Annotated in this window: 23 protein-coding genes; 17 read left to right on the forward strand and 6 right to left on the reverse strand. The window is 67.0% G+C overall.

Annotated features, from left to right (window positions below):
- Positions 1-27: 27 nt before the first annotated feature.
- From ASD65_RS13095 to ASD65_RS18825, 7 genes are read left to right on the forward strand one after another with little or no spacing between them, the layout of a single operon-like run.
- Positions 28-1,191 (forward strand): thiolase family protein, encoded by a 1,164-nt coding sequence (locus ASD65_RS13095; RefSeq protein WP_056223328.1) that lies wholly within the window; start codon positions 28-30, stop codon positions 1,189-1,191.
- 56 nt (positions 1,192-1,247) lie between these two features.
- The gene (locus ASD65_RS13100; RefSeq protein ID WP_268778144.1) at positions 1,248-1,991 is read left to right on the forward strand and encodes an enoyl-CoA hydratase/isomerase family protein; all 744 of its coding nucleotides are present in this window, start codon (positions 1,248-1,250) and stop codon (positions 1,989-1,991) included.
- Positions 1,988-3,007 (forward strand): NAD(P)H-dependent flavin oxidoreductase, encoded by a 1,020-nt coding sequence (locus tag ASD65_RS13105; protein ID WP_235566704.1) that lies wholly within the window; start codon positions 1,988-1,990, stop codon positions 3,005-3,007. Before ASD65_RS13100 ends, ASD65_RS13105 begins: the two co-directional genes overlap by 4 nt.
- Entirely contained in the window at positions 3,004-3,768 is a 765-nt protein-coding gene (locus tag ASD65_RS13110) for a crotonase/enoyl-CoA hydratase family protein (protein ID WP_056223330.1), read from the forward strand. Before ASD65_RS13105 ends, ASD65_RS13110 begins: the two co-directional genes overlap by 4 nt.
- A complete protein-coding gene (locus ASD65_RS13115) occupies positions 3,765-4,811 on the forward strand; it encodes a CaiB/BaiF CoA transferase family protein (RefSeq protein WP_056224867.1) in 1,047 nt (348 codons plus the stop codon). The genes ASD65_RS13110 and ASD65_RS13115 overlap by 4 nt, the downstream gene beginning before the upstream one ends.
- Positions 4,808-5,962: an acyl-CoA dehydrogenase family protein gene (locus ASD65_RS13120; RefSeq protein ID WP_056223332.1), complete on the forward strand. Its 1,155-nt coding sequence runs from the start codon at positions 4,808-4,810 to the stop codon at positions 5,960-5,962. The genes ASD65_RS13115 and ASD65_RS13120 overlap by 4 nt, the downstream gene beginning before the upstream one ends.
- Positions 5,963-6,018: 56 nt before the next feature.
- Positions 6,019-6,978, forward strand: coding sequence for a LysR family transcriptional regulator (locus ASD65_RS18825; RefSeq protein WP_082561752.1), 960 nt, complete (start codon positions 6,019-6,021; stop codon positions 6,976-6,978).
- On the opposite strand, the gene ASD65_RS13130 is transcribed toward ASD65_RS18825, so the two are convergent.
- Positions 6,861-7,778 (reverse strand): LysR family transcriptional regulator, encoded by a 918-nt coding sequence (locus ASD65_RS13130; protein WP_056223336.1) that lies wholly within the window; start codon positions 7,776-7,778, stop codon positions 6,861-6,863. The two genes, ASD65_RS18825 and ASD65_RS13130, sit on opposite strands and share 118 nt — an antisense overlap.
- 128 nt (positions 7,779-7,906) lie before the next feature.
- Between ASD65_RS13130 and ASD65_RS13135 the strand changes: the two genes are divergently transcribed.
- The 10 genes from ASD65_RS13135 to ASD65_RS13180 are packed head-to-tail and all read left to right on the forward strand — an operon-like array spanning position 7,907 to position 18,837.
- A complete protein-coding gene (locus tag ASD65_RS13135; RefSeq protein ID WP_056223337.1) occupies positions 7,907-8,977 on the forward strand; it encodes an MBL fold metallo-hydrolase in 1,071 nt (356 codons plus the stop codon).
- Positions 8,974-9,885 (forward strand): SDR family NAD(P)-dependent oxidoreductase, encoded by a 912-nt coding sequence (locus ASD65_RS13140; protein ID WP_056223339.1) that lies wholly within the window; start codon positions 8,974-8,976, stop codon positions 9,883-9,885. Before ASD65_RS13135 ends, ASD65_RS13140 begins: the two co-directional genes overlap by 4 nt.
- Positions 9,768-10,733 (forward strand): MaoC/PaaZ C-terminal domain-containing protein, encoded by a 966-nt coding sequence (locus tag ASD65_RS13145; protein WP_156378872.1) that lies wholly within the window; start codon positions 9,768-9,770, stop codon positions 10,731-10,733. Before ASD65_RS13140 ends, ASD65_RS13145 begins: the two co-directional genes overlap by 118 nt.
- On the forward strand, positions 10,730-11,149 hold the full coding sequence (locus ASD65_RS13150) for a Zn-ribbon domain-containing OB-fold protein (protein WP_200948670.1): 420 nt from the start codon (positions 10,730-10,732) through the stop codon (positions 11,147-11,149). Before ASD65_RS13145 ends, ASD65_RS13150 begins: the two co-directional genes overlap by 4 nt.
- Positions 11,146-12,276 (forward strand): thiolase C-terminal domain-containing protein, encoded by a 1,131-nt coding sequence (locus ASD65_RS13155; protein WP_056223343.1) that lies wholly within the window; start codon positions 11,146-11,148, stop codon positions 12,274-12,276. Before ASD65_RS13150 ends, ASD65_RS13155 begins: the two co-directional genes overlap by 4 nt.
- 12 nt (positions 12,277-12,288) lie before the next feature.
- Positions 12,289-13,098 (forward strand): enoyl-CoA hydratase/isomerase family protein, encoded by an 810-nt coding sequence (locus ASD65_RS13160; RefSeq protein ID WP_082561756.1) that lies wholly within the window; start codon positions 12,289-12,291, stop codon positions 13,096-13,098.
- Positions 13,095-15,023: an acetate--CoA ligase family protein gene (locus tag ASD65_RS13165; RefSeq protein WP_056223348.1), complete on the forward strand. Its 1,929-nt coding sequence runs from the start codon at positions 13,095-13,097 to the stop codon at positions 15,021-15,023. Before ASD65_RS13160 ends, ASD65_RS13165 begins: the two co-directional genes overlap by 4 nt.
- A complete protein-coding gene (locus ASD65_RS13170; protein WP_082561757.1) occupies positions 15,016-16,266 on the forward strand; it encodes an acyl-CoA dehydrogenase family protein in 1,251 nt (416 codons plus the stop codon). Before ASD65_RS13165 ends, ASD65_RS13170 begins: the two co-directional genes overlap by 8 nt.
- Positions 16,250-17,296 carry an acyl-CoA dehydrogenase family protein gene (locus ASD65_RS13175; RefSeq protein WP_056223352.1) on the forward strand — a complete coding sequence of 349 codons (1,047 nt, stop codon included), beginning with the start codon at positions 16,250-16,252 and terminating at the stop codon, positions 17,294-17,296. Before ASD65_RS13170 ends, ASD65_RS13175 begins: the two co-directional genes overlap by 17 nt.
- Positions 17,293-18,837 carry an AMP-binding protein gene (locus tag ASD65_RS13180; protein ID WP_056223354.1) on the forward strand — a complete coding sequence of 515 codons (1,545 nt, stop codon included), beginning with the start codon at positions 17,293-17,295 and terminating at the stop codon, positions 18,835-18,837. The genes ASD65_RS13175 and ASD65_RS13180 overlap by 4 nt, the downstream gene beginning before the upstream one ends.
- A 61-nt stretch (positions 18,838-18,898) precedes the next feature.
- On the opposite strand, the gene ASD65_RS13185 is transcribed toward ASD65_RS13180, so the two are convergent.
- Genes ASD65_RS13185 through ASD65_RS13205 form a run of 5 tightly spaced genes read right to left on the reverse strand, consistent with a single transcriptional unit; the run spans position 18,899 to position 24,452 of the window.
- Positions 18,899-20,071, reverse strand: a complete 1,173-nt coding sequence (locus ASD65_RS13185) for an acyl-CoA dehydrogenase family protein (protein ID WP_235566708.1) — start codon at positions 20,069-20,071, stop codon at positions 18,899-18,901.
- The gene (locus ASD65_RS13190; protein ID WP_056223356.1) at positions 20,064-21,323 is read right to left on the reverse strand and encodes an acyl-CoA dehydrogenase family protein; all 1,260 of its coding nucleotides are present in this window, start codon (positions 21,321-21,323) and stop codon (positions 20,064-20,066) included. Before ASD65_RS13190 ends, ASD65_RS13185 begins: the two co-directional genes overlap by 8 nt.
- Positions 21,320-22,084, reverse strand: coding sequence for an SDR family NAD(P)-dependent oxidoreductase (locus tag ASD65_RS13195; protein WP_056223358.1), 765 nt, complete (start codon positions 22,082-22,084; stop codon positions 21,320-21,322). The genes ASD65_RS13190 and ASD65_RS13195 overlap by 4 nt, the downstream gene beginning before the upstream one ends.
- 11 nt (positions 22,085-22,095) lie before the next feature.
- Positions 22,096-23,286: a thiolase family protein gene (locus tag ASD65_RS13200; RefSeq protein WP_056223360.1), complete on the reverse strand. Its 1,191-nt coding sequence runs from the start codon at positions 23,284-23,286 to the stop codon at positions 22,096-22,098.
- A complete protein-coding gene (locus ASD65_RS13205; protein WP_056223362.1) occupies positions 23,283-24,452 on the reverse strand; it encodes an acyl-CoA dehydrogenase family protein in 1,170 nt (389 codons plus the stop codon). The genes ASD65_RS13200 and ASD65_RS13205 overlap by 4 nt, the downstream gene beginning before the upstream one ends.
- Positions 24,453-24,464 lie beyond the last annotated feature (12 nt).

Genomic DNA, 24,464 nt, shown 5'->3' on the forward strand with positions numbered 1-24,464 from the left:
CGATCACGCCGTCTAGGAGAGGTCCCCATGCGCGATGCCGTCATAGTCGAGGCCGTACGAACACCCGTCGGTCGAGTTCGCGGACAGTTCCGAAATGTGCACCCCGCCGATCTGTCGGCGCATGTGCTCGGTTCGCTGGCCGAACGCACGGGGTTGGACCCGGTGAGCATCGACGACGTGCTGTGGGGATGCGTTTCGCAGGCGGGTGAGCAGGCCGGCAACATCGGTCGAAGCGCCGTGCTCGGCGCCGGGTGGCCGGATTCCGTGCCGGCCACAACGGTCGATCGCCAGTGCGGTTCGTCGCAGCAGAGCGTCGAGTTCGCTGCCGCGCTGGTGATGTCGGGACTACGGGATGTGGTCGTCGCGGGTGGTGTGGAGTCGATGTCGCGCGTGCCGATGGGCAGCGCCCGCATGGATGTCGAGAGTCCGTTCGGCGCGGGAGTGGAGGCGCGGTACGGCGTCACCAAGTTCAGTCAAGGATGGGGCGCGGACGAGATCGCGCGACGTGGGGGAATACCCCGTGAACGGCTGGACGCGTTTTCGCAGCAGTCGCATGTCCGGGCGGCCGAAGCAACGGACTCCGGACGGTTCGATCGCGAGATCGTTGCGACCGACGGCCATAGCAAGGAAGGGCTCGCGATTCGGGCGACAGCGGACGAGGGTATTCGACGCACCACCACGCGCGAGGCGCTGGCGGGGCTGAATGCCGCGTTCGGAGACGATGGGCTTCACACGGCCGGATCGTCATCCCAGATGTCGGATGGCGCCGCTGCGATGCTGATCATGACCTCCGAGCGCGCGGCAGAGCTCGGCCTGAGGCCGCTTGTGCGCATTCACTCGTCGGCCGTGGTCGGCGTTGATCCGGTCACGATGCTCACCGGTCCAGCCCCGGCGACCGCGCGAGTGCTCCGCAACGCAGGGCTCTCCCTCGCGGACATAGGAACGTTCGAGATCAACGAAGCGTTCGCCAGCATCGTGCTGTCGTGGATCGACGAGACCGGAGCGGACGAGCGGCGGACCAATCCCGATGGGGGCGCCATCGCACTGGGACACCCCTTGGGTGGTTCGGGGGCTCGATTGATGACAACGCTGGTGCATCGCATGGTCGCCGACGGCACCCGCTATGGACTGCAGTCCATGTGCGAAGGCGGCGGAATGGCGAATGCCACGATCCTGGAGCTGATCGAGTGACGACGTCCCTGCAAGAGCCCAGCGGCGCTTCTGTCGAGTTCGCGCAGGAGGGCGGTGTGGCGAGGATCACGCTCAACCGTCCCGACCGCATGAACGCGCTCGACCGCGAGGCCTGGGGGCTGCTGCACAGCGCGATCAGTGAGGTGAAATCCAACCCGGACATCCGTGTCGTGGTGCTGCGGGGGGCGGGGGCGAACTTCTGTGCCGGCGCCGATGTGCGTGCGGCGTCGCAGCGCACCGAACATCCCCTGCAACGCATGAGAACCATCTCGGACGTTGTCCGGGATCTCTTCGAGCTCCCGGTGCCCACGATCGCGGCGGTGGACGGCGTCGCTGTCGGGGCGGGGTGGAACCTCGCACTCGCGTGCGACTTCCTGATCGCGACAGATCGGGCCAGGTTCTCGCAGATCTTCGCCCGTCGGGGGCTCTCGGCCGATTGTGGCGGGTCATGGTTGCTGCCGCGCATCGTGGGCATGCAGAAGGCCAAGCGCCTGCTCTATCTCGCCGAGATGCTCTCCGCTTCGGAGGCCTATGCTCTCGGTCTGGTGCTGAAGGTGTGCGCGGCGGAGGCATTCGCCGACGAGGTCGAGTCGCTCGTCGGGAAACTCGTGGTCGCCCCACCGGCGGCGATCAGCCAGGACAAAGAACTCATCAACGCGACGTGGGGCATGAGCTTCTCCGAGCAACTGCTGCGGGAGAACGCCGCTCAGGCGGTCAATTTCGCGACGGATGGACCCATCGCCCGTCGGGCTATCGCCAGCGGTGAGCAACCAGTCTTCGAAGGGAAATGGCAACTATGACAACGACATCCGAGGTGCGCCTGCGCACCAGATTCACTGACCTTTTCGAGATCGATCATCCGATCGTCCAAGGGGGAATGCAGTGGGTCGGTCGCGCCGAACTCGTGGCCGCCGTGTCCAACGCCGGAGCGCTGGGCACGGTCACAGCTCTGACGCAGCCGACACCGGATGCGCTCTATGACGAGATTCAGCGGACGCGGGCGATGACTGACCGCCCCTTCGCCGTCAACCTCACGATCTTGCCTTCGATCACCCCTCCCCCGTACATGGAGTACTGCACGGCGATCATCGAGGGCGGGGTGAAGATCGTCGAGACGGCCGGGAGCGTGCCCGAGGCGATATACGAGATGCTCAAACCGCACGGGGTCAAGACGATCCACAAGTGCACGAGTGTCCGGCACGCGGTGACGGCGCAGCGGATGGGCGCCGACGCGATCAGCATCGATGGGTTCGAGTGCGCCGGTCACCCGGGCGAAGACGATGTCCCCGGGCTCGTGCTGATCCCGCGAGCGATGGACGTGCTCGACGTGCCGGTGATCGCGTCGGGCGGGTTCGCCGATGGACGCGGCCTGGCGGCAGCCCTCGCGCTGGGCGCGGACGGCGTCAACATGGGGACGCGGTTCATGTGTACTCAGGAATCACCGATCCACGAGGACATCAAGGCGAAGATCGTCCGCCAGAGTGAGACCGACACGGAACTGATCTTCCGATCGCTGCGCAACACGGCTCGTGTGGCCAGCAATGAGGTCAGCAGAGAGGTCGTGCGCATCCTCGCCGAAGGTGGCCAGTTCGAGGATGTGCGCGAGCTTGTCGCCGGTGCCCGCGGGCGTCGGGTGTATGAACTCGGCGACCCGGATGTGGGCATCTGGACGGTCGGCCTCGTGCAGGGTCTCATCGACGACATCCCCGCTGTCGGAGACCTCGTGGACCGGATCGTGCGGGACGCGGTCGAGATCATCTCCCGAAAGCTCGCATCATTCGTGGTGGCCGACGCCGCAGAGCGGAGCATGGCATGACCGACGAGATCCTTATCGAGCGGGATGGTCGCGTGCTGATCATCACCATGAACAGACCCGAGGCGCGCAACGCGATCACGCTGGGCATGTCCCAGCGGATGGCGCAGGCTATCGACGAGTTGGACGCCGACCCGACGCTTTCCGTCGCGGTGCTGACCGGTGCCGGGGGAACGTTCTGCGCGGGGATGGATCTCAAGGGATTCCTGCGCGGCGAGCGTCCGAGCATTCCCGGACGCGGGCTGGGCGGAATGACGCAGACGCCGCCCCGCAAGCCCATCATCGCCGCCGTGGAGGGGTGGGCGCTCGCTGGAGGGTGTGAGCTCGTGCTGGCGTGCGACATGATCACTGCCGGAGCCACGGCGAAGTTCGGGGTCCCGGAGGTCAAGCGTGGACTGGTCGCGGCCGCCGGCGGTCTGTTCCGGCTGGCCGACCGCATTCCGCGGCAGATCGCGCTCGAAGCGGTGCTGACCGGGGAACCGATCACTGCGGGGCGCGCGTTCGAGGTCGGATTGGTCAATAGGTTGACCGTCGATGGTGGGGCGCTGGATGCCGCGTTCGAACTCGCTCGAACGATCGCGCAGAACGGGCCTCTCGCGGTTCAAGCGAGCAAGGACGTCTTCGTTCGCGCTCAGTCGTGGCCGGTCGAGCATCGATTTGTGCTGCAGCGTCCGATCATCGACCCCGTCTTCGCCTCCAACGATGCCCAGGAAGGCGCGAAGGCATTCGCCGAGAAGCGCCAGCCGCAGTGGACGGCGTCGTGAGCGGCCCGCTGGAGGGGATCACCGTCGTCGAACTCGGTGGGATCGGCCCGACACCGTTCTGCGGGATGATGCTCTCCGATCTGGGCGCGTCGGTCACGGTCATCGCGCGTGCCGGCCGGTCGCAGCATCCGATTCTGGATCGAGGTAAAACAGTAGTTTCAGCCAACCTCAAAGACGAAGCGGATGCCGCACGCGTGCGCGCACTCATCGCATCGGCCGATGCGGTCATCGAGGGATTTCGGCCCGGGGTTGCAGAACGACTGGGCTTCGGTCCCGAGGACGTCGCCGGGTGGAACCCGGCGATCGTCTACGGCAGGATCACGGGATTCGGCCGGACGGGCCCGCTTGCGCTGCGCGCGGGACACGACATCAATTACGTGGCGCTGTCCGGTGCGCTCGGGGTGATGGGACCGAAGGACGGCCCACCGGTGCCAGCACTCAACCTCGTCGCCGACTTCGGTGGCGGAGGGCTCCTCCTCGCGCTGGGCGTCGTTTCAGCCCTGCTGCGCAGTCGAGTCACGGGTGAAGGGGAAGTCGTCGACACTGCGATGGTGGATGGCTCGGCGCTCCTGATGAGCATGATCTACGGCTTCCACGCTCTCGGACGCTGGAGTACTGAGCGAGGAACGAATCTGCTCGATGGCGGCGCGCCCTACTACCAGACCTACGAATGCGCTGATGGGCGTCACATCGCAGTGGGAGCTCTCGAACCCGAGTTCTTCCTCACTCTCGTGCACGGACTCGGGCTGCGGGAACAGGTCGATGTGAGCAGGCAGGACGATCGACGCTATTGGCCGGAACTGCGCGACCTGCTCGAACACGCGTTCCTCACCCGACCACGAGATCACTGGGCGGCATTGTTCGCCGATGTGGACGCGTGCGTGACACCCGTCCTTGCCGTGGACGAAACCGCGCACCATCCCCACAACGCGGCGCGAGCAACATTTACGCCGATACCAGGTGGCATGGCTCCGGCTCCGTCGCCCCACTTCGCGCCCCTACCGCAGACACTGACCCCGATCTTGGAGACTTCGCCACGATGACCCGCAGCACGATCTACCGTCCCGAGCACGACGAGTTCCGGACGCTCGTCCGCAGTTTTCTGGAGCGCGAGGTGGTCCCGCGGTTCCCGGAGTGGGAGAAGCAGGGCCTCGTCCCTCACGACTTCTATCTTGCAGTCGGGGAGCTCGGATTCTTCGGGCTGCGCGCACCGGAAGAGTTCGGCGGCTCCGACCTGGGGCAGCGGAGCTTCCTCTATTCCTCGATCTGGACCGAGGAATGCTCCCGCGCCGGGGTTTCTCTCGGTGGAGCCGCAACGCACGTGAATCTCGTGATGCCGTACATCCTCGCGCTGGGCACAGCGGAGCAGAAGCAGCGATGGATCCCACCGATGGTCGAAGGCAGGCTGATGGGGTCGATCGCGATGAGCGAGCCCGAGACGGGATCCGACCTCGCCGGGATGAAGACGCGCGCACGGCGTGAGGGCGACCGATGGATCCTCGATGGAGCGAAGACCTTCATCACGGGAGGCATCAACGCGGACCTCATCGTCGTCGTGGCCCGGACGAGCGATCACGACAACCGGAGGGACGGGCTTTCCCTGTTCGTCGTCGAGGGGACCGCAGCGGGTTTCGCTCGAGGACGAAACCTCGAGAAGATCGGGCTCAAAGCGACCGACACCGCGGAACTCTTCTTCGAAAGCGTCGAGCTCCGTGATGATGCTCTCCTCGGTGAGGAGGGCAAGGCATTCAGTTACCTCGCGCAGAACCTCGTTCAGGAGCGGCTCGGCATCGCCCTCGGCGCGCAGGTCTCCGCCGAGACGGCCCTGGAGATCACTGTCGATTACGTGACCCAGCGCAAAGCTTTCGGGCAGCCGGTGAGCTCGTTCCAGAACACCAAGTTCCAGCTGGCGACCTGCAGACTGGAGATCGCGGCCGGCCGGGCACTCATCGACCTGTACATGCTGAGTCACGAACGAGGGGAGCTCACCGCCGTCGAGGCATCTATGGCGAAGGTCTACTGCACGGAGCTGCAGAACCGTGTGATCGATGTCTGCCTGCAACTGCACGGCGGCTACGGATTCATGTCGGACTACCGCATCGGCAAGATGTATACCGACGCGCGCATCAGCCGTATCTACGGCGGTACCAACGAGGTTCAGCGAGGCATCATCGCCAAGTCGCTCGGCCTGTGACCCGGTAGCATCCTGGGCAGGCGTGCATTCGCGTCCCCGGCAGAGGAGCCCATCGAATGGACCTGCAGCAGCTGCGGTACTTCACAGCGGTCGCCACGCATGGGAGCATTAGTGCCGGTGCGACCGCGGTCGGGGTGACCCAACCCACGATCTCGCAGGCGCTGCAGGGTCTCGAGCATGAGATGAAGACCCAGCTGTTCGCTCGCGTCGGACGCGGGATGGTGCTGACCTCCGCCGGCTACGCGCTCCTCGGGCCCGCACGTCGGGTTCTTCGTGCGTCTGGCGCCGCACGAGACACCCTCAACAATCGGGGCCGAGGATTGGCCGGTCGCCTTGATGTCTCCATGTCACCTTCCGCGCTCGCCGGCGTCGTTCCGCGGATGCTGTCCACATTCCTTCGCGGGAATAAGGGCGTCACTCTGAATGCGCGCGCACTCGTTGGCGATGCGGAGATCCCCGCTGTCCTGCATGAGCGGTTGGCGGACGTGGTCTTCACACGTCTTCCTCTGACCGCGGACCCCGCTCTGGGACAGGACCAGCATCCTTTGACCGTTCTGGAAGTCGGTTCCAGCGAGGTGCTCTTCGCCGAGCCGCCCGGGGACTCGCCGCCGGACCCACTCGATGACGAGCCCGTTCCCTGGCACGGCCGCGGTACGTCGCGCAGGATCCTCGCACCGCCGTCCGACTACGCGAACTCCGCGCTGAACGGACCCATTTCCGCGCTCGGCGTCGGTGATCTTCCGCCCGTCGTGGCGGCGCGTCGCGAGACGCGGCTCGCGCTGGTGGCCGCCGGGGTCGGCGCGACCTACATCGGCGCGTCACTGGCTTCGACGTCACGGCGCCACGGAGTCGGGGTCCGCACCATGGAGCCGCCGCTGATCCATCGGATCGGGATGGTCTACGACGCGGCAGGCCTGTCCGACGTCGCTGCGGCCTTCGTCGCGGTGGTTCGTTCTGAGGCGAATGCGAGGGACAGGAATGCATCGGCGGCCGGTGACGGTGGACCGTCCCGATAGGCGATCCCGATCTCGCGCATGACTGGCGGATCGACCCTGTAGAGCGGCACGCCGGGAAGCATCACATCGGCGACGCGTTCGGGGATGAATGTGGCGACCGCGCCGCCCTGCACGAGTTCCCACAGGAGCTGGCGGTCCATGCAGGTGGCGCGGATGTCGCCGAGCAATCCCGCGATGGTGCGGAGGCTGGGAGTGTGGCCGCCCTCGTCCCGGGACACGATCCCCATTGGCAGCCGTGAGATCGCCGACGCGGGGATGCGACCTCCGTACCCGGCGAGGGCTGTCACGGTCCCGGCGACGAGCAGCTCCTCGACACCGAACCGCTCGGCGATGATCGAGGACTCCGCGACCGGGAGTTCCACGAGAGCGGCATCGGCGGCACCGGAGCGCAACAGCGATATCGCGTGCGATGACGTTCCGACATCCTCGATGTGCACGCTCACCCGCGGGTGGCACCGGAGGAAGGCGTCGACCAGACCGGCGAGCGGATGGATGGCGAGCGTGGATGCCGCGGCGATCGTCAGCCGTCCGGCGCGCAGCTCGACGACGTTGCGCACACGATCCGATGCATCGTCGACGAGTGCCAGAACATCACGAAGCGACTCCGCCAGCGCAAGGCCCTCGGACGTGGGTCGCAGCTCACGTCCCACACGGTCGAAGAGGAGGGTGTCGAACTGGGATTCGAGCGTCCTGATCGCCTGCGAAAGCGATGGCTGGGAGATGAAAAGCTCGCGGGCTGCACGAGTAATCCCCCCGTGATCGACGACCGCCAGGAAGTAGCGCATCTGGCGCAGCTCCATGCCCTCACGATAGCGGTTGCGCTCGATAGGTTGCGTCGAAGACCCCGAGTGGCAGTGGGACATTGTTTGGTCACCTCGTACCGGTCATGGTGGAAACCAGGGCCCGACGACGATGTGGAGATGACCCGGTGAAGGCAACGAGCGAACGGCAGGCGACAGCCTGGGCTCGACGGATCGCACCGGCGCCGGAAGAGGTCCGGCCGGGGCTGTGGGCCATCGCCCTACCCGCCGGGGGCAACCCGATCGCGTACACGATCGACTATGTCTTCATCACCGATGACGGGATCGCCCTGGTCGACACAGGCTGGGCCACGGAGGCGTCCGCTACCGCACTGGCGAAGGAACTGGCGGCCATCGGCTACTCCATCACCGACATCTCCGCCATCCTCATCACCCACATGCACCCTGATCATTTCGGTCTGGTTCCGAGGATCCTGCGGGCGAATCCGGATTGCCGATTGTTCATGCACGACGCGGATCTGCGGCTTGTGGACGGGCGATCAGACGCGCTGCGCCAGCGGACAACTCCTCGCTGGCAGGAACTCATGGTCTCCGTCGGTGCGCCGGGTTCCTACGAGATCACGACCCGCGCCATGGTGACCAACCGGGTCGACGACGACATAGCATCCCAGGTTGTCACGCTGGCGCCCGACCAGGTGATCACGCTGGGCAGTTGGTCGATTCGCGCGTTGTGGACGCCGGGACACACCCCGGGCCACCTCTGCTTCCTCGTGGAGGATCATGCGTTGCTGATCTCCGGAGACCACATCCTCCCGACGATCACTCCGCAGGTGACGCAGCTGTCCGATCCCGCGGATGACATTCTCGGCAACTACCTCTCCTCCCTGCGGGCTCTGCGATCGCTGGACGTGGTCGAAGTGCTGCCCGCGCATCAGTACCGCTTCACCGGCCTCGTAGAGCGCATAGATGAGCTGCTCGCACATCACGAGCGCCGCTTCGCGCTGCTTGAGAACGCGGCCGCGCGCTCGCCTGGACTGACCTGCTACGACCTCGCGCACGCCCTGGATTGGCGGGATCCGCTGGTGCGGATGCCGACGGATCAGGCGCGGATGGCGGTGAAAGAGACCCTGGCCCACTTGGTGCACATGCAGGGCGCGGGGCGGATATCAGCACGAATCGGGCCGCCGACGACCTGGTGGGCGGCCGATGTGATGACGACGAGAAGAGGAATTCGATGACGACGGATCGACACTGCGAAGGCCGGGTGGCGATTGTCACCGGAGCGGGTCAGGGCCTCGGTGCTGCCCATGCGCGGCGTCTGGCTCGAGCGGGAGCGATGGTGGTCGTGAACGACCTCGGTGTCCTGCTCGACGGCGGCCAGGATGCCGACAAGCCGGCCGTGCGCCTCGTCGAAGAGATCCGTGCGGACGGCGGGGAAGCGGTGCTGAGCGCACACGACGTCTCCCGGTGGGACCAGGCTGGCGAATTGGTGCGCACGGCGATCGAAGCATTCGGACGACTCGACATCCTCGTGAACAATGCGGGAGTTCTGCGTGATCGCTCACTTGCCCGCCTGACGGAGGCGGAGTGGGACGCCGTCATTGCGGTCCATCTGAAGGGGACAGCGGCGACCATGCACCACGCTGCAGAGCACTGGCGCAGCCTTGCCTCGGACGACGAGCATCCGTTGGATGCCCGCATCATCAACACGACATCGGTCGCGGGCCTATTCGGCAATCCCGGTCAGACGAACTATGCCGCGGCGAAGGCAGGCATCGTCGCGATGACGCTGGTAGCGGCCCTCGAGCTGTCCCAGCACGGTGTCACAGCAAATTGCATCAGCCCGGGAGCGGCGACCCGGATGACAGCGTCGATCCCCGGTCGCGACGCGCAGGCGATGTCGGTGGATGACACGTTCTCCCCACGGTGGCCGGCGGCGATCGTCGAATGGCTCGCCTCCCCGATGTCCGCCGGCGTGACGGGGCGGGTGTTCATGACATCCGGCCGAAGCCTGGGGATCGCGCAGGGATGGGAGCGCGGCCCGTCGACGGCACCGGTCGAAGACGTCGCCGATGTCGACACCGCATTGCGTGGACTCTTGGCGGAAGCGCGTTCGAACTCGGCCATGCGAGGCGGGACTTGGTGATCAATGCCGACGCGGTCGGGGAAACGACAGAGCCTCGCCGACACTCCTGGTCCGCCGATGACACGCTTCTGTACGCACTTGCGGTCGGTGCCGGCGCCGACGAACTCGAGTTGACGACTGAGAACACGGACGGCGTCGACCTCATCGCAATCCCCACCTTTGCGGCGGTCCTGGGGGGAGGCGCCGGAGAGCTGCGATCGCGCCTCGGCTCGTGGGCGCCCGGCGCGGTCGTACACGGCACGCAATTCATCGAGTTCGACTCGCCGCTGACGGTCTCCGGCGACATCGAGATCGTGGGTCGCGTGGCGGCCGTCGAGGACAAGGGCACAGGGGCGCTGGTGGAGATCGAGTCGCGAGCAGTGGATGCGGCGACCGGTGCATCCTTGTTCACCTCCACCACTGGGTTGTTCATCCGTGGCGAAGGTGGTTTCGGCGGGTCACGATCGCACGGCTCCAGTGTTCTGCCCAAGGCGGGGCACGATCGCGAGCCCGACCTCGTCCTCGCCGCTTCTACGAGGACGGACCAAGCGCTGCTCTACCGGTTGTGCGGCGACCGCAACCCCCTCCACTCGGATCCCGGCTTTGCGAAACGCGCAGGGTTCCCTCGCCCGATTCTGCACGGTCTGTGCACGTGGGGCATCACTGCGCGAGTACTCGGGCGCGCGGCCACCGACGGTGACTTTTCGCGCATCGCCGCATTCGGGGGTCGCTTCCGGGGCCCGGTGCTTCCTGGCGATGAGTTGAGGATCGACGCGTGGCGCTCGTCGGACGCCGAAATCCACTTCCGTGTGCGTGTCGACGATCGCGTGGTCATCGAGGCCGGGCTGCTCAGATTGGCCGACCGATGACCGCGGTCCTGTTGCCGGTGCCCCACCCGACGCCCGAGACGCAGCCGTTCTGGGACGGCACGGCGCAGCGCAAGCTCGTGATCCAGCAGTGCGCGGAATGCTCGATGTGGGTGTTCCATCCGCGTCTGCGCTGCGATCGCTGCGGATGTGACGCGCTGGTGTGGACGGATGCATCCGGTCGTGGTCGGCTGTGGTCCTACATCATCGTGCACCGGCCCGAGCCAGGGTTCGAGGATCGTGCACCCTACGCCCTCGGCATCATCGAACTCGCAGAGGGGCCTCATCTGATGGGCTCGCTCGCGATGGTCGATCCGACGCCGGAGTCACTTCGGATCGACATGCCGGTGGTCGTCGACTTCGAGCCGCGCGGCGAGATGTTCGTTCCCGTGTGGCGCGTGGACGAGGCAGCATCATGACCGGGTGCGTGATCGTCGGCGCTGCCGAGACAGACCGGATCGGCGTCGTGCCCGACCGGTCGGTGCTGGCGTTGAACGTCGAGGCCGGCTGGCGTGCGCTCGAGGATGCAGGGCTGTCCATCGCGGACATCGACGGCATCGCCGGGGCCTACTCGCCGCACGGCGTCGCTGACGCGATGGGAATCTCGCCCACGTGGGTCGATTCGACGAACGTCGGTGGGTGCTCGTTCATGATTCACGTCCGGCATGCGGTCGCTGCGATCCGCGCGGGCTACGCGACCCGGGTGCTCATCACCCACGGCGAGTCCGGCCGATCGCGCGTCGGGGTCCCACCGCGTCCGCGCGATCCGGCTTCGATGACGGGTCAGTTCGAGGAGCCCTACGGGGCACGGGCGCCCTACACGAAGTTCACACTGCCGGCGCTGCGGTACATGCACCAGCACGGCCTGGACGAGACCGATCTGGCCGAAGTGACCGTGGCGCAGCGTCGATGGTCGCATCGAAACCCGCGCGCGGGCCGAAAGGGCTTGCTCACGACCGAGGAGGTTCTCGCCGCGCCGCTGGTCGCGTACCCGTTTCGCGCGCCAGAGGTGTGCATGCTCACCGATGGGGGCGGCGCGCTCGTGGTCACCGCGAGGGATGACGCACCGCCGTCGACGCGCGGTCGGGCGGTGGACATTCTCGGCACGGGGGAGGGAACGGACTCACTCCTCATCTCCGAACAGCGTGATCCCGGTGTATCCAGAGCGATCAGAGCCGCTGCTGATTCCGCGTTCGCGGAGGCGCGACTGCGGCGCGAAGAGATCCAGCACGTGATGTCCTACGACGCGTTCGCCCACCTGCCATGGATCGGGTTGGAGAGTATGCGCCTGGTGGCACCCGGCGGTGCGGCGGAACTGATCCGAAGCGGCGCGACGTCGCCTGGCGGCACGCTCCCCCTGAACACCAACGGCGGCGGGTTGGCATACACCCACACCGGAATGTACGGAATGTTCGCGATCCAGGAATCAGTGCGGCAAGTCCGTGGTGAAGCAGCGGCCCAAGTACCGGGAGTTCGCGTAAGCCTCGCCCTGGGCCTGGGCGGCATGCAGTCCGCTGCCGGCGTGCTGGTACTCGGTCGAATCTGAAATGAGGAAAGCATGACAACTGATGAGTCCATCCGTATAGAGCACCAGGGGCCGATCGCGGTCGTTTGGCTGAACCGCCCGGAGGAGCGCAACGCGTACACGCCCGATATGGCGGTGCGCCTTCAGCGCGCGCTGGTGGAGAGCGACCGCGACGAGTCGATTCGCGCGATCGTGGTGACCGGAGCCGGCGACAACTTCGGCGTCGGCGCAGACTTCGGAATCGATTGGCGTGACCCCGAAGCGCACGCAGTCGAATCGATGAGCCGCCCCGAGGAAGCCCCGTGGAATCTCGACACCCCCATCATCGCGGCCATCAACGGTGATGCGATCGGCGTGCACCTGACGTGGGCGATGCAGTCCGACATCCGTCTCGTCGCCGACGACGCGCGCATCGCCTTCTCCTTCAACCGAGTGGGGATCATTCCCGATCGCAACTCGATGTGGCTTCTCCCACGGCTGGCAGGATTCGGGCCGGCCATGGACCTCCTGCTTACGGGGAGGACGATTTCCGGAGAGCGCATGGCCCAGTGGGGGATGGCATCGGAGTCGCTGCCGCGGGAGGAGGTCCTCACCCGTGCATTGGCGATGGCGCACGAGATCGCCGAGCGCTGTGCGCCCGCGTCGGTCACAGTGACCAAGCGCCTCATGTACGAATTCCTTGAAGAGACCGACCGACTCAAGGCGTACAACCGGGAACGCCGGACTCTGAACTGGGTCCGTACGCTGGGCGAGACCCTCCGCGGGATCGAGGCGTTCAAGACGCGCTCTCGACCTGAGTGGGGCTCGACGAAGAAGGTGCGCCTCCCCTCGGAGCTGCGATGACGAACGTGAATGTGGAGACCCTGCTCGCCCCGGCGCGCGTCGCGATCATCGGCTCGACTTCCAAAGACTCGGGGCTCGGTCGTCGTGTCGTCCGCCATCTAGAGGTCGCAGCGTTCGCCGGCGAGATCGTGGTGGCGGACCCGACGGTTCCGTTGGAGGCGGTGGTGGATGTCGCCGCCATCGCGGTGCCTGCTGAGCACGTTCAGGGCGTACTGGACCGGCTCGAAGGCCATGCTCGCCACGCGCTCGTGATGAGCTCGGGATTCGAAGAGTCCGGACGCGCCGCGCTCCGCGCTCCCGAAGGCGTCTCGCTGATTGGTCCGAACTCCGTCGGCGTGTACTGCGCCGAGACCCGGCTCGTCCTCACGTTCGCGCAGGCGTTCGACGACCTCGTGGACTGCGCTCCCGGACAGGGCGCGTTCCTGATCTCGCAGAGCGGCGCCTTCGGCGTACGCATCGCACGCGCGGCCCGCGCGAGTGGGTTCGCGCTGGACGGGCTGGTCGCCACGGGCAACGAGACGTCCGTGAACGCGACCGAGTTCGGACGTGCGCTACTGGCGTCCGCCCGCCGGCCCAAGGTTTTGATGATGTATCTGGAAACCGTGCGCGAGGTCGAGTCGCTCGTCGAACTCCTCATCGAGGCGCGCTCGGCCGGTGTGGCCGTGGTGGTGTTGTACGGCGGGCGCACTCGTGCCGGCGCCGCGGCCGCAGCCTCGCACACAAGTGCGCTCTCCACCGACTTCGACGTGCTCGCCGAGCTGCTGCGTTCGCTCGGTGCCCACCTCGTGCGCACCGATCGCGAACTGCTGATCGCCGCGCGGGCCCGTGCCCACGCTGGCGTCGCGGCGGGACGGCGCGTCGCCGTCGTAACGGGCTCCGGTGGGGCGGGTGTCGTCGCCGCGGACGCACTCGAGGAGATCGGGGCCATCGTGCCGCCTCTCAGCCCGAGTCTGCAGGCGGAAGTCATGGCGCTGCTGCCGCCGTTCGCCTCGGCGGGCAACCCTGTGGATGTCACGGCACAAGCGGTTGGGGATGCGGCGCTGATCGGTGCGGTCTGCCGAGTGATCGCGCGCAGCGGTGAGGTCGACGCGGTCCTGAGCATCGGCCGAGCTGAGTTCGAGCCCGAGCTCCGCGGCAACGAAGGGATCCCGATGGTCCTGGGTCTGCTCGACGGGATGGATGTCGGCCCCGGAGGGGATGGCGTGACCGTCGTCGGGGATATCGACAGCGCTGCGGTGGCCGTCGCGGCCGTCGTCGCCGACGGGGGCGATCCGTCCGGAGACTTTCGGCTGGTTCGGCCGACACCTGCGCTCCGAGGCACCGTTCCGACCGCGAGTGACAGTCTCCGGATCTTCGCTGAAGCCGGCATCGACGCGGCGCCCTGGGCCGGTGCGGGCACCGTCGACGAGGCGCGCATCCACGCTGAACGGCTCGGATGGCCGGTCGTCCTGAAGATCGACGGCGACGCGTCGACGCACAAAGCACTCGCCGGCGGTGTGCGCCTGAACGTCGGGCCTGACGACATCGCGGCGGAAGCCGGGCGACTCCTCGCCGCGAGCGGGCGCATCATCGTCGCATCCCAGCTGTCGGCATCTCTGGAGCTTTTCGTTGGCGTCCGCGACGACGAGCGATTCGGTCTCGTCGTGACCGCCGGTCTCGGAGGATCGCACGTCGAGTTGACGGGGCGCACGGTGACGGTGCCCGCCGGAGTCTCGTCTGAGAAGCTGGCGGCGCGACTCGCCGAGGTCGTCTTCGACCGCGGCGGCGACCGGTATCGCGGACTCGGACAAGGCTTGGCCCGCATCGCTGCGCGCATGGTGGAGACTGCCGGGCAGGGGTATGCACTGGTCGAGGCCAATCCGATCGGTGTCGTCGACGGCGCACTGATCGCCCTGGACGCGAGGGTGGTCGGTCACGATGAGTGATGTGACCCAACCACTGGTCGAACTTCTGTCGAGCGCGCTCCCGGTCGAGTGGGTGCGCGCGGTGCGCACGCAGGATGACGAGGCCTTGGCGGATGCGTCCGCCGATCAGCAGACCGCGCGGGCCGCTGCCGCAGCCGCAGCCGTCGAAGGGTGGCTGACCCCCGAATGGCCACGACGCTACGGCGGGCGTGAGCTGGATGCCGACTCCGCTGTGCACGTGCGCCGGACCCTCGCGCGGTGGCGGGTCGGACTCGTGGAGAGCGCCATCGGGGCCGGATGGCTGGGTCCGGCGATCCTGCAGTTCGGCAACGACGATCAGCGCGATCGGCTGTTGCCTCGGATCGCTCGCAACGAAGACCTCTGGTGCCAGCTGTTCAGCGAGACCGAAGCGGGGAGCGACCTCGCCTCCGTTCGCACGACGGCGCGCCGCGACGGGGACTCGTGGGTCATCGACGGGGGCAAGATCTGGACAAGCCGGGCCGACCTTGCGTCCTGGGGATTGGCGGTGACGCGCACGGACGGCTCTGTGCGCAAGCACGCGGGTCTCACGTGCTTCTGCATTCCCATGGGAGCTGAAGGAGTGGAGATCCGACCCATTCGTCAGATGACGGGGGACGCCGAGTTCTTCGAGGTCAGGCTCGACGGCGTGCGTGTGCCGGACAGCGACCGCATCGGATCGGAGGGGCAGGGGTGGGAGATCGTCCGGGCCGTTCTGGCGTTCGAGCGGCGTGCCGGTTCGGGTGCGGGGGCGGCCACTCCCGGATCCGTGGTGGGACGGGGTGTCGAGCAGCTCCTCGACCGACACCTGCCGACAGCAGGTCCCTGGGCGCGTACCCGCTTGATCGACACGTGGGTTGAGGCGACGCTGATCGGATTGAACAACGAACGCAACGCGGCCTTGGCAGCGGCCGGTCGCGAGCTTCTCGGACGCGGATCTCCGGTCAACAAGGTCCTGCAGGCCGAACATACCAAGCGCCTGCAAGCGCTGCGGATGGAGCTCGGAGGCCTGGCCGCCGTGGCGCCCGGTCTCGAGGACGAGGTGGCGGTCCGCGATCAGTGGGCGTACCTGCGGGCCCAGCCCAAGACCGTCGCCGGCGGCACCAGCGAGGTGCTGCGGGATCAGATCGCCGAGCGCGGGCTGGGGATGCCGCGGTCCGTCGACCCGAGTCGACGTGTCGCGTGGGACGAGTTCGTGTCCGGCGCAGGTCGAACGGAAGGTGCAACCGATGTGGCTCCCCAGTGAAGAAGAAGCCGTGTTCGGCGCGACGGTCACGGATCTCCTGGCCGAACGCGGTGCGGTGGCCGCCACGAGGGCCGGTGCGGATCGCGCCGAGGCGTGGAACGAGGCCTTGTGGCGTGACCTCGAGCAGATGGGCGTCGCCGAACTCTTGGCCGAGGGTGAGCTCGGCGCGGCGTTGTCGGTGGCCGACGCGCTCGGACGCCATCCGGCGAATGTACCGGCGCTGTCTACGGCGGTCCTTGCGCCCGCGCTCGCGCAGAGCGCCGGCTTCGAGCTGCCTTCCGGATCGACCTGGGCGGTCGGCCCCTTCGATGAGGCGGGGCGGCTGTCGCGTTCGCCCTTGACGATCGAGCCGGACGGTCGCGTCACAGGGATGCTGCCGCTCACACTGGGCGCGGCGTGGGCGGAGGCCGTGATCACCGTGGATGCAGACGGATCATCCGTCCGTGCGATCGACCTGCGTCAAGAGGGCGTGCGAGTGCGTCCTCGAGCAGCTCTGGACACGACGCTGCCGTTCGCGGATGTCGAGTTCGACAGCGCCTCCTCGCGGGTACTCGCCGTCTGCACCTCGGGCGTTGCGCAGCGCAGCATTGCCCATGCCGAGGCGATCGGCGCGCTGTGGTTGTCGGCCGGGGAGATCGGCACGGCCCAGCAGCTCCTCGATATGGCAGTCACCTACGCCGGCCAACGGGTGCAGTTCGGGATGCGGATCGGGGAGCGTCAGGCGATCACCCATAAGTGCGCGGACCTGCTGATGCTGATCGAATCAGCGAGATCCGCGCTGTGGGCCGCTGTAGACGTCGATCCGGATGGCGAGGATTGGCCGCGCGCCATCTCCCTCCTGCGACTGGCCAGCAGCCGTGCTGTCGACGCCGCCGCACAGCAGTCCTTCCAGATCCACGGGGGGATCGGGTTCACCTGGGAACACGATCTGCACCTCCTCTTCAAACGCGCGATTGCGTCACGCCTGATCTTCGGCGGCGACGAGTTGCATCGAGATCGCCTGTTCACAACACTGATGGAGAAGAAATGACTCGGTCGTTCCCGAACTATGTAGACGCGTTCCCCGAACGTGCCGCGATCATCAGTGACGGTGGCCGGGTGCACACCTATCGCGATGTGGCCATCCGGGCCAACAAGATCGGCCATCTCCTTGAGAAGGTCGGATACATCGAGGGCGATGTCGTCTGCGCGCTGCTGCCGAACGGCCCCGACATGTTGATCGTGCAGCGTGGCATCCTGCAGTTGCCGGTCTACTTCTCGACGATCAATTGGCACCTCACCCCCCCCGAAGCCGCATACATCCTTCAGGACTCCCACGTTCGCCTGTTCTTCACGACGTCGGCGCTGGAGGAGACCTCACGTGCAGCCATGGAACTGGCCGGCATCAGCGCGGACGTCATCGTCATCGTCGACGGTGCCGAGGACGATCCTCGATCGCTCGACGCGCTTATCGCGGACCTCCCGGCCGAACGACTGCATAGTGCGAAGGCCGGCACTCGACGCCTCTATACGTCCGGCACGACCGGTCGGCCGAAGGCCGTCCGCCGTCCGCTCGCAGGAATCTCTCCCGAAACGGCTGCTGCAGCCCACGTCACCAGGGCTGCGTTGTACGGCGTCGATCACGAGGAGGGCGTGTACTTGAGTGTTGCGCCGATGTACCACGCTGCCCCGCTCTCGTATGCCGACCAAGCCCTCGAACTCGGGCACACTGTCGTGATCATGCCCAAATGGGGGGCCCAAACCGCCATCGCTGCGATCGAGCAATACGGCGTGACATGGACCTACATGGTGCCGCTGATGTTCCAAGAGATGCTCGCGCTGCCCTCGGAGTCGCGATCGGGCGTGGGCACACTCCGTGCCATCGTGCACACCGCCGCACCGTGCCCGCCCCTGGTAAAGCGCGCCATGATCGAGTGGGTCGGCCCGATCCTGACCGAGCTTTACGGCGGGACTGAAGGAAGTGCCACTGTCATCCGCTCCGACGAATGGCTGGATCACCCTGGGAGCGTCGGTCGCGCGCGGCCGGGCGTTCGGATGGAGATCCGCGACGACGACAGCCACGTGTTGCCGCCCCGAGAGATCGGTCACATCTATTTCGAGAACGAGGCGGCGGCGTTCGTCTACGACAACGACGACGCTAAGACGGCGTCGACGCGTGTCGGGTCTGCTGTCACGCTCGGAGACATCGGGTACATCGATGAAGACGGCTATCTCTTCCTGTGCGACCGCAAGGCCGACGTCGTGATCAGCGGGGGCGTGAACATCTACCCCGCTGAGACGGAGCACGCGCTGAAAGAGATCGAGTGGGTTCTCGATGCGTGTGTCATCGGCGTCCCCGACGAGCGATGGGGCGAGTCCCTGCACGCCGTGGTGGTCACGAGTGCAGACGCGCCAGCAGACGAGGAACAGCGCACGGAGGAACTCACTGCTGCACTGCGCACCCGCATCGCGGGCTTCAAAGTGCCTCGATCCTTCGAGTATGCCGACGAGATTCCCTACTCGGAAGCGGGCAAGATGCTCAGGAAGGTCGTCCGCGATGCCCGCGCCGGCGTCACCGTGTTGCAGCGCTGACATCAACGAGACGAACAAGAGCGGGCCGCCGTGGCGGCCCGCTCTTCATCTTGCCGCCGAGTCAGAGACCGATGGACTTCGCGATGATCGTCTTCATGATCTCGCTCGTTCCCCCGTAGATGCGAGCGACCCGCGCATCGGCATAGAGGCGACCGATCGGGTGATCCTGCATGTAGCCATACCCGCCGAAGAGCTGCAGGCAGGAGTCGACGACCTCACCGTGCAGCTCGGTGGTGAACAGCTTCACCTGCGCGGCCTCCGACGGGTGGAGCTCGGCGCGATCGTGACGTCGGATCGCGCGATCGAGCATGGCCTGTCCAGCCGAGATCCGGGCCGCCAGTCCGGCCAGCACGAATCGGGTGTTCTGGAACGTGGCGAGCGGCTTTCCGAACACATCGCGGTCACGCACGTGCGCGATCGTGACGTCGAGCGCCGCGACGGATTGCGCCTGTGAATTCACCGCGATCGACAGCCGCTCCTGAGCGAGATTCTCGCTGAGGTAGTCGAAGGCGCGCCCTACGTCGCCCAGGATGTTCTCGTCGGGGACGCGCACGTCCTCGAAGAAGAGGTCGCACGTGTCCTGGGAGTGCAGTCCCAGCTTGCGTTGCGCCGTCCCGCGGGTGAAGCCCGCCATGCCCGGCTCGACGACAGCCAGCGCCAGCCCCCGGCGCCGATCGCCGTCGGATCCGCTGCGTGCAACCACGATGATGAGGTCGCTCTGCGTGCCGCCCGTGATGAAGGTCTTGGAGCCGTTCAGTACCCACCCATGGGCACCCCGCTTCAGTGAGGTGCGGATTCCTGCGAGGTCACTGCCGGTCGCCGGCTCGGTCATCGCGATCGATGCCATCCGTTCGCCCGTGAGTAAGGCGGGGAGCCATCTGTCGCGCTGTTCGGGCGTGCCCAAGCGGTAGATGTACGGCAGCACCACGTCCATGTGCACCCGTAGAGACCCGAAGGACGCCAGGGCATAGGCGACCTGCTCGGTCACCACGCAGTTGTACGAGAACGGAGCTCCGCCACCGCCATGCTCCTCGGGGACGGAGAGTCCGATGAGCCCGACCGCTCCGGCGGCGCGGTAGGCCGAGCGTGGCACCGCGCCGGCGTCCGTCCACTCACGTTGGAACGGCACGACGTCGCGCCGCAGCATCGCGGCGACGCTCTCGCCGAAGTCGCGGTGCTCCTCGCCATAGGCATCGCGGTCCTCCCAGGCGAGGACCGATGGCTGCTCAGCCACGCCGCTGACTCGTCCTCGTGCCCAAGACGGTACCGGCGATCATGTTGCGCATCACTTCTGCGGTGCCGCCGCCGATCGCGAGCCCGCGACCGTCGCGGAACATACGCTCCACGGGCCAGCGACGGGAGTACCCGCGCGCACCGAGCATCTGGATCGCGTTGTTCGTGACCCGCTGCACCATCTCGCTGCTGTGGAGCTTCGCCGTGATGGTCGACCATTGGTCGGGGAACCCGTCCACGCCTGAGCGGGCGGCCCGCCACATAAGCATGCGCGCCATTTCGATGTCCAGCGCCATATCGGCGACCTTCCACTGCAGGCCCTGGAACTCGGAGAGGCGGCGTCCGAACTGCTGACGAGTACGTAGGTAGCCGGTCGACGCGTCGAGTGCCCCCTGGGCGAGCCCGATGCACATCGCTGCGTTGCCGCACCGCTCCGGGTTGAACTGCTGCACCAGGATACGCGCTCCGTTCTTGCTGTCGGCGACAGGGTCGATCAGTACGTCCTCACGCGGAATCCACACATCGTCGAACCGGATCGCGGCCTCCGGCACTCCCCGGATACCCATCTTCGAGTCGGTTTCCGGCTCCCTCATGCCCTCGGGGCGTCCGTTGATCACGACGGCACCGATGCCGTAGGGGCCTTCGCTGTCGGGGTGTCGCCCGAACACGATCATCGTGTCGGCAACGGACCCACCCGTCATCCAGGCCTTGAAACCGGTCAGGCGGAACCCGTCTCCGTCGGGACGGATCTCCGTTCGCAGGTCCGTCCCCGCGCTCCCCGCGCCGGGTTCGCTCATGCCGATCGCGAAGTGGCGTGATCCGTCTGCCACGCCCGGCAGCAGGCGGTGGCTGAGCTCGTCAGTACCGAGTTCGTGGATCGCCCGCCACGGACCGTTGAGATAGGGCTGCACTGCCATGGCGCTCGAAAGGCATACGCGTGCCAGTTCCTCCACGACGATGCATCCCTCCAGAAGGGACTTCCCTTGCCCGCCGTACTCCTCCGGGATGCACAGGTCCAGCAGCCCGGCATCCCGCACCGCCTCGAGGGAGCGACGCGGGAATTCCTCGGTCTCGTCCCAGTGCGCAGCCCACGGCCGAAGCTCTTGGACGGCCACATCGCGCGCCCGACGGCGAAGCTCGTTCTGATCGTCGGTGAGCTCCGCCCACATCCCGGTCTCCGGTGCGGGAGGGTCGAGGTGCACCGGCTCCCACGAGTCGCGTTCGATGTCCAGGAAGCGGTCTGCCCCGGTCATCGTGCAGCCATCCGCAGTGCGCCGTCCAGCCGGATCGTCTCGCCGTTCAGCATCGGGTTGGCCACGATGTGTGCCGCCAGTGCGGCGTACTCGTCGGCCGATCCGAGGCGATGTGGATGCGGGACCGAGTCGGCCAGTCGCTGTCGGGCCTCGTCGCCGAGCCTTCCCAGAATGGGAGTGTCGAAGAGCCCGGGGGCGATGGTGCAGACGCGGATTCCCTTGCTGGCGAGGTCGCGTGCCGCGACGATCGTCATGCCGACCACGCCCGCCTTGGAAGCCGCGTAGGGGATCTGTCCGATCTGACCCTCGAACGCGGCAACGGATGCCGTGAGGATGATCGCTCCTCGTTCGCCGTCGACGGGCTCGTTCTTGGCCATCGCAGCTGCCGCGAACCGAAGGACGTTGAACGACCCCACCAGATTGACGCCCACGACGGCGTTGAAAGTTTCCAGAGAGCCGGGGTTGCCGTCACGATCGACGAGTCGGATCGCACCCCCACGACCGGCGCAGTGGACGACGGCGCGCAGCGGCGCCTCCGATCCGGCCAGTTCGACGGCTCGTGCGACCGCGTCCGGGTCGACGACGTCGGCCGGGGCGAAGCGTGTTCCCGAACCGAGCTCCGCGGCGACCTGCTCTCCCGCGGAGGTGGGGAGGTCCAACAGGGTCACGTGCGCACCGGCAGCGATCAGCGCCTCTGCAGTCGCCCTCCCCAGTCCGGATGCGCCGCCGGTGACGAGCGCGGCATTGCCTGAGATATCCATGTACTTTCCCTTCATTTCTCGCGGGCGACGGCGAAGGCGTTGGCCATGCCGCCCGCTTCACACATCGTCTGAATTCCGACATCGCCGCCGGTCTGCTCGAGGTGGTTGAGCAGCGTCGTGAACAGGCGTGCTCCTGACGCCCCGAGCGGGTGTCCCAGCGCGATCGCGCCACCCCGTGGATTGACGCGGTCCAGGTCCACTCCGAGAGTGTTCGCCAAGGCGAGAGGGACGCACGCGAAGGCTTCGTTCACCTCGAACGCATCCACGTCGTCGATGGAGAGCCCGGTGCGTTCCAGGAGGCGTTGCGTCGCGGGGATCGGAGCCGTGAGCATCAGTTCCGGATCGTCGCCGCGGACGACGGCATCGATGATCGTGGCCCGCGGTCGCAACCCCAGTTCGTCGGCGCGGCGGCGCGACATCACCAGCACGGCGCTGGCGCCGTCGGTCAATTGGGATGAGTTGCCCGCGGTGACGCCCCACGGGATGTCAGGGAAGCGTGACAACCACGGCTCCTGCGCGAATGCCGGCGCCAGCGCGGAGAGGCCATCCACACTCGACTGGGCGCGAATCGTCTCGTCTTCTGTGACGACTGTGCCGTCCGGAAGGGTGATCGGCACGATCTCGTCGGCGAATCCGCCGGTCTCAGCTGTGCGCGCAGCGCGTTGGTGTGAACGGACGCTGTACTCGTCCATCGCGCGCCGATCGATACCGTAGAGCGCTGCGACCCGCTCCGCGGCCACGCCCTGCGGGGCCAGCGCGGGAAAACGTGAGCGCAGTCGATCGCCGTACCCGTCCTGATCCAGCTTCGCCGCACCCATCGGCACCCGACTCATCGATTCGACGCCGCCGGCGATGACGATGTCCTGCATGCCCGACGCGATGGCCTGTGCGGCGAACACGATCGCCTGCTGGCCGGACCCGCACTTGCGCTCGATCGTCGCCGCGGGCACCTCGACGGGCAGCCCCGCCGACAACCAGGCCATCCGACCGATGCCGGCGGCCTGTTCACCTGCCTGGGTCACGCATCCGACGAGGACGTCGTCGACGCTGGTGGGGTCGAGGTCTGTTCGTTCGATGAGGGCGCGCAGTACCTGTCCGAGCAGCTCGGCCGGGTGAAGCCCGGTCAACGCACCGCTCGATCGGCCACGGCCCATGGGGGAGCGCACCGCATCGACGATGACGACATCGGCCAAGCCGGTCATCCGGCCACCGCCGGGCGCTGGCTCACGCTGCGACCGAGGAGCTCGGAGGCGATGCGCATCTTCTGAATGGCCGGCGTTCCGCCAGCCAGGGCCCAACCGTGGCTGTCTCGGTGGAATCGCTCCAACTCGAACTCCTCGGTGTACCCGTTGCCTCCGTGCAGCTCGATGGCCTTGGCCGTGACCACCCGAGCCATCTCGTTGGCGGCGCACTTCGCGAGCGACACCTCCAGAACGCTGAGCTCTCCCCGATCCAGGCTCTCCACGGCCCGGTCGCGAAGCAGTCGCGCGGACTCCACGGCGATCAGCATGTCGGCGAGCGTCAACTGCACGGCCTGGAAGTCGGCGATCGGACGACCGAACTGTTCGCGCTCCTGGACGTAGCGGACCGTGCGGTCGAGTGCCTCCTGGGCGAGGGCGATGCTCATCGTCGTATTGCCGAGGCGTTCGATGGAGAATGCCCCGAAGAGCTTCTTGAATCCGTCTGGTGGACGCACGACGAGGTTCTCGAGCGGGACCTCGACATCGTCGAAGACGACGTCCGCGCTCGGAACGGTGCGAAACCCCATCAGGCGCTCCCGCTCCCCGAAAGACAGGCCAGGTGTTCCGGCATCCACGACTACGGCACCGATGCCGCGAGACCCCGGCGCATCGCTCATGCGGGCGTACACGAGGTAGGCGTCAGCCTCCCCGCCGTTCGAGATCCAACGCTTCCTGCCGTTCAAGACGATCCGGTCGCCCTTGATCTCGGCTTTGGTGCGCATGTCGGTCGCCGCCGAACCCGCGTCGGGCTCGGAGATGGCCACGGCCATGGTGACCTCGCCACGCGCGATCGCGGGGAGGTACCGCTGCTTCAGCTCTTCGGTGCCCCACGCGAGGATCGCTTGGGCCGGGCCGGTGTTGGCCTCGAACACCTGGAATGCGGCGGATGCATAGACCCGACCGAGCTCCTCGACCACGACGAGAGCCTCCTGATACTTGCCTCCGCTCCCGCCGTACGCTTCGGGGATGGCGATGCCGAGATATCCCTGCTGGCCAAGGAACAGCCGCTCCTCGGCGGTGACAGGCTGGCGGGCGGCGTCCCACTCCCGCGCACGATCCGCATAGCGGGCGTGGGCGAATCTGCGGACCTCTTCGCGGAGTTGGACGAGTTCGTCGGCGGGCACCATAAGTAATCCCCT

The organism is Microbacterium sp. Root61 (assembly GCF_001427525.1).
Classification (GTDB): Bacteria; Actinomycetota; Actinomycetes; order Actinomycetales; family Microbacteriaceae; genus Microbacterium.

Excerpts from the sequence above, each read along its gene's own strand:
- ASD65_RS13095 (WP_056223328.1), top strand. The coding sequence starts at position 28 with ATGCGCGATGCCGTCATAGTCGAGGCCGTACGAACACCCGTCGGTCGA.
- ASD65_RS13105 (WP_235566704.1), top strand. The coding sequence starts at position 1,988 with ATGACAACGACATCCGAGGTGCGCCTGCGCACCAGATTCACTGACCTT.
- ASD65_RS13110 (WP_056223330.1), top strand. The coding sequence starts at position 3,004 with ATGACCGACGAGATCCTTATCGAGCGGGATGGTCGCGTGCTGATCATC.
- ASD65_RS13120 (WP_056223332.1), top strand. The coding sequence starts at position 4,808 with ATGACCCGCAGCACGATCTACCGTCCCGAGCACGACGAGTTCCGGACG.
- ASD65_RS18825 (WP_082561752.1), top strand. The coding sequence starts at position 6,019 with ATGGACCTGCAGCAGCTGCGGTACTTCACAGCGGTCGCCACGCATGGG.
- ASD65_RS13130 (WP_056223336.1), bottom strand. The coding sequence starts at position 7,778 with ATGGAGCTGCGCCAGATGCGCTACTTCCTGGCGGTCGTCGATCACGGG.
- ASD65_RS13140 (WP_056223339.1), top strand. The coding sequence starts at position 8,974 with ATGACGACGGATCGACACTGCGAAGGCCGGGTGGCGATTGTCACCGGA.
- ASD65_RS13145 (WP_156378872.1), top strand. The coding sequence starts at position 9,768 with ATGGGAGCGCGGCCCGTCGACGGCACCGGTCGAAGACGTCGCCGATGT.
- ASD65_RS13150 (WP_200948670.1), top strand. The coding sequence starts at position 10,730 with ATGACCGCGGTCCTGTTGCCGGTGCCCCACCCGACGCCCGAGACGCAG.
- ASD65_RS13155 (WP_056223343.1), top strand. The coding sequence starts at position 11,146 with ATGACCGGGTGCGTGATCGTCGGCGCTGCCGAGACAGACCGGATCGGC.
- ASD65_RS13160 (WP_082561756.1), top strand. The coding sequence starts at position 12,289 with ATGACAACTGATGAGTCCATCCGTATAGAGCACCAGGGGCCGATCGCG.
- ASD65_RS13165 (WP_056223348.1), top strand. The coding sequence starts at position 13,095 with ATGACGAACGTGAATGTGGAGACCCTGCTCGCCCCGGCGCGCGTCGCG.
- ASD65_RS13170 (WP_082561757.1), top strand. The coding sequence starts at position 15,016 with ATGAGTGATGTGACCCAACCACTGGTCGAACTTCTGTCGAGCGCGCTC.
- ASD65_RS13175 (WP_056223352.1), top strand. The coding sequence starts at position 16,250 with ATGTGGCTCCCCAGTGAAGAAGAAGCCGTGTTCGGCGCGACGGTCACG.
- ASD65_RS13180 (WP_056223354.1), top strand. The coding sequence starts at position 17,293 with ATGACTCGGTCGTTCCCGAACTATGTAGACGCGTTCCCCGAACGTGCC.
- ASD65_RS13190 (WP_056223356.1), bottom strand. The coding sequence starts at position 21,323 with ATGACCGGGGCAGACCGCTTCCTGGACATCGAACGCGACTCGTGGGAG.
- ASD65_RS13195 (WP_056223358.1), bottom strand. The coding sequence starts at position 22,084 with ATGGATATCTCAGGCAATGCCGCGCTCGTCACCGGCGGCGCATCCGGA.
- ASD65_RS13200 (WP_056223360.1), bottom strand. The coding sequence starts at position 23,286 with ATGACCGGCTTGGCCGATGTCGTCATCGTCGATGCGGTGCGCTCCCCC.
- ASD65_RS13205 (WP_056223362.1), bottom strand. The coding sequence starts at position 24,452 with ATGGTGCCCGCCGACGAACTCGTCCAACTCCGCGAAGAGGTCCGCAGA.